The sequence below is a fragment of the Thermohalobacter berrensis genome (assembly GCF_003609645.1).
Taxonomy (GTDB): Bacteria; Bacillota; Clostridia; order Tissierellales; family Thermohalobacteraceae; genus Thermohalobacter; species Thermohalobacter berrensis.
This window is the reverse complement of sequence record NZ_MCIB01000032.1, coordinates 1-3,276: the sequence shown is the minus strand read 5'-3', so window position 1 is coordinate 3,276 and position 3,276 is coordinate 1. Positions and strand designations below refer to the sequence as shown.

Annotated in this window: 4 protein-coding genes and 1 rRNA gene; 4 read left to right on the top strand and 1 reads right to left on the bottom strand. The window is 31.8% G+C overall.

The genetic code is table 11. The annotated features are described in order from the left end of the window. The first annotated feature begins 62 nt into the window (after positions 1–62). Positions 63–179: ribosomal RNA gene (gene rrf / locus BET03_RS10000) — 5S ribosomal RNA — on the top strand. Between the two features lie 115 nt (positions 180–294). On the opposite strand, the gene BET03_RS09995 is transcribed toward rrf, so the two are convergent. Continuing rightward, complete coding sequence (locus tag BET03_RS09995; RefSeq protein ID WP_120169896.1) at positions 295–1,038, bottom strand: Dps family protein; 744 nt, start codon at positions 1,036–1,038, stop codon at positions 295–297. A 649-nt stretch (positions 1,039–1,687) separates the two neighbouring features. On the opposite strand from BET03_RS09995, the gene BET03_RS13680 reads away from it, so the two are divergent. The 3 genes from BET03_RS13680 (at position 1,688) to BET03_RS09985 (ending at position 3,128) form a co-directional block, all read left to right on the top strand. Further along, on the top strand, positions 1,688–1,858 hold the full coding sequence (locus BET03_RS13680) for a helix-turn-helix domain-containing protein (protein ID WP_183108823.1): 171 nt from the start codon (positions 1,688–1,690) through the stop codon (positions 1,856–1,858). Positions 1,859–1,952: 94 nt separating this feature from the next. Beyond that, complete coding sequence (locus BET03_RS09990; protein WP_120169894.1) at positions 1,953–2,507, top strand: uracil-DNA glycosylase; 555 nt, start codon at positions 1,953–1,955, stop codon at positions 2,505–2,507. Positions 2,508–2,546: 39 nt separating this feature from the next. Next, positions 2,547–3,128 carry a uracil-DNA glycosylase gene (locus tag BET03_RS09985; RefSeq protein ID WP_120169892.1) on the top strand — a complete coding sequence of 194 codons (582 nt, stop codon included), beginning with the start codon at positions 2,547–2,549 and terminating at the stop codon, positions 3,126–3,128. Positions 3,129–3,276 lie beyond the last annotated feature (148 nt).

Here is a 3,276-nt window from a genome sequence, read left to right as displayed (position 1 = left end):
ATACTTACTATGCAGCTTTGAAATTACAAACTTCGTTTGCAATTAAGCCGTTAGGCTTTAAATCCGGTGGCAATAGCGGAGGGGTCACACCTGTTCCCATTCCGAACACAGAAGTTAAGCCCTCCAGCGCCGATGGTACTTGGGCGGAGACGCCCTGGGAGAGTAGGTCGCTGCCGGGTAAGAAACACCTATCACATTTGTGGTAGGTGTTTTTTTAATGCAATAAAGGGGTCAGGCCTGAATAATTGAATTATAAAGTTATAAAAGCTCGGAAAATCCGAGCTTTTTTCGCAATTACTGAAGTTTATTATGAGGGTCAATAAGTCTGTCTCCAACCATGTCATAATTGTTATCTACTAAATGAACCATGCCTCGTACTAATGAGTCATCTTCTAAAACACTATATAGATGATAACCTAAATCTTCTCGATCTTGTAATACTTCCTGTAAAACCTCTGCTGTTCCATAGTCTTTTAATTCATGGGCTCTATCTATTGTTTTTCTAAGCATTTCTTGAATTTTTAATTCATGTTCAAGGTCATTACGAATAAAATCTCTCATTGTATAGCGGCCTTCTACTTCATGCTTAATATAGGATAGTTCATGTTGAGTAACTGGATGTGCAGTAGGAACACAGCCCAATCTTGCAACACGTTCACCAATCTTATCAATATGCTCAACAGTTTTATCTCTATGCTCTTCAAGTAGATGGTGTAAACTTAAGAAGGATTCGGCTCCTTCTGTTAACCAATGATGCTTATTATATTGATGCAATGCAACTGTTAAAGCACATTGATGATCATCAAGCATAAGAGCCATTTCTAGACGTACTTCTTTAGGAAGACCTATACCTGCACCTGTCTCTTTTATAGTTCTCGGCTGTTGACGTAAAATCATTTGATGATTTGTCGAATGGCCAGGCATATTAGGGTCAAAACCAGATTTATTTAAGTTAAATTTTCCTTGAAAATTAGTAACATTTGTAGTTGCTTTTTTAAGATCCTGTGGAGTTGTTGTATTTTCATTGAGGTTTTGCATTTGTTTTCCTCCCTATATAAATAGTACTTCATAAAATTGAAAGCATCTAGCTTAAAACTTAAGATAAAATAAAAGTCGAGAACATAGTGATCTACCTTACACCACCATAGATAGCTTATTACCAAGCCATGATCTTTCGACCATGACCAAGCAGGTCACTACCTATGATAGTGGTCTGTTCAACCCTGCATGATATCTTAACAGCCCTATACAACCTCTCGGCTGTATAGAACCATTAGTAGAATTAAAAAATTCTACATCGACACCATACAGGATCTTAGCTCGACCTTATATGATAGGTTGGGACCCTATTGCAATCAAAATAATCGACTACAATAGAACCTTTCCCAACCATATAAGATCTTCCCTCCGACTGCATGTGAGCCTTTCGACCCACATGCAATCTTCGGCCGACCCATATATACCCCCAAATAGGAGCATATATGAGTCTGGGCTCAACCACCATGTTCCCGACACTAATATTATGTGTAGCTATATAAATAATATACAAAATTATAGAAAAGAAAATAAAGAACTATTAGGAAAAAAATTTAATATATTTTAAGAATTTAGATATATTAAATTAAATAAAGTTTTATTTTCATTATTAAAATATGCTGCATTTTTAAACTTTTTAGTTAGTGATTATATGATTGATATTCCAACTTCTGCTAGTATGTCTTATCACCTAAACAAGTTATTTGATATTGGAGTAATTAAATATGAGTCTGGTGATCAAAATAGAGTTTTTTATAAGATAAATGGAGAAAAGCTTAGGGAACTTTTTAATATTGCACTTAAAGATATACTTGGTAAATGAAAGGCTATATAATTGCCTTTCTTTTTTTGTTTGTTTTTAAACTTAAACTATGGAATAATATATTATAAATAGTGTACATACTGGAGGAAGGAAAATGTATACATTAGAGGAAGTAAAAAATTATTGTAAGCTGTGCCAAAAATGTGACCTTTATAAAAATAGAACTAATGTAGTATTTGGAGAAGGCAATGTGAAAGCGGATATAATGTTTATAGGAGAAGGACCAGGATACAATGAAGACATACAGGGAAGGCCCTTTGTAGGTGTAGCTGGACAATTATTAACTAAGATGATAAAAGCTATAAACTTAGATAGAAAGGATGTTTACATTACCAATATTGTTAAGTGTAGACCTCCTAATAATAGAAATCCATTTGAAAAAGAAAGTGAAAAATGTATAGAATATTTAAGATGGCAGGTTAAATTAATAAATCCAAAGATAATAGTATGTCTTGGAGCAGTATCAGGGAGAAATATTATATCTCCTAATTTTAGAGTAACTATGGATAGAGGAAAATGGTTTAAAAAGGGTACCTTTAATATTATTGCTACTTTCCATCCCGCTGCAATATTAAGGGATAAAAGTAAGAAAAAGCCTGCTTGGGATGATTTTAAAAGTATAAAAGCTAAATATAATGAATTAACTTAGACTTTTAAATAAATAATAATATATGGAAGGAAGATAAAAATGAAACAAGAAGCAATTGCTAAACTAAATAAAAAACTAAAGGATAATTTTATAGAGAAAGAACTTGTTTTTGGAAATGGAAACTTAGATAGTAAAATCATCCTTATTGGTGAAGCACCAGGAGCCAAGGAAGTTGAATTAAAGAAACCCTTTGTAGGTCAAGCTGGTAAATATTTAGAAGAGTTTTTAAATATTTTGGAACTTGAAAGAAAAGATATATACATAACAAATGTAGTTAAGTTTCGACCAACTAAAGCAAGTAGCAAAACAGGCAGAAAAATAAACAGGGCACCTACTAAAAAAGAAATAAATCAATTTAAAGATTATTTAATAGAAGAAATAAATATAATTAACCCCAAAATTATAGTTACACTTGGAAATGTACCACTAAAAACCCTTACTGATGATAATGTTAGTATTGGAAAAGTCCATGGTAAGAATTTAAATGTAATAATAAAAAATAATAATGAGTATCTTCTTTATCCTTTATATCATCCAGCTGCCGTAATCTATAGGAAACAATTAAAACAGACCTACATAGATGATTTGCACAATCTAAAGAAAGTTTTAAAAAATATATAATTAACAAAAAATACCTCTTGAAAGTTAATTTATTATTTGCTATAGTATTAATTGTCTGTGAACAAAAGAAAAATTTCTATAAAAAATTCAAAAAAACTGTTGACAGCAAATCGAAAATTTGATATAGTATTAAGAGTCGACAGAAAAA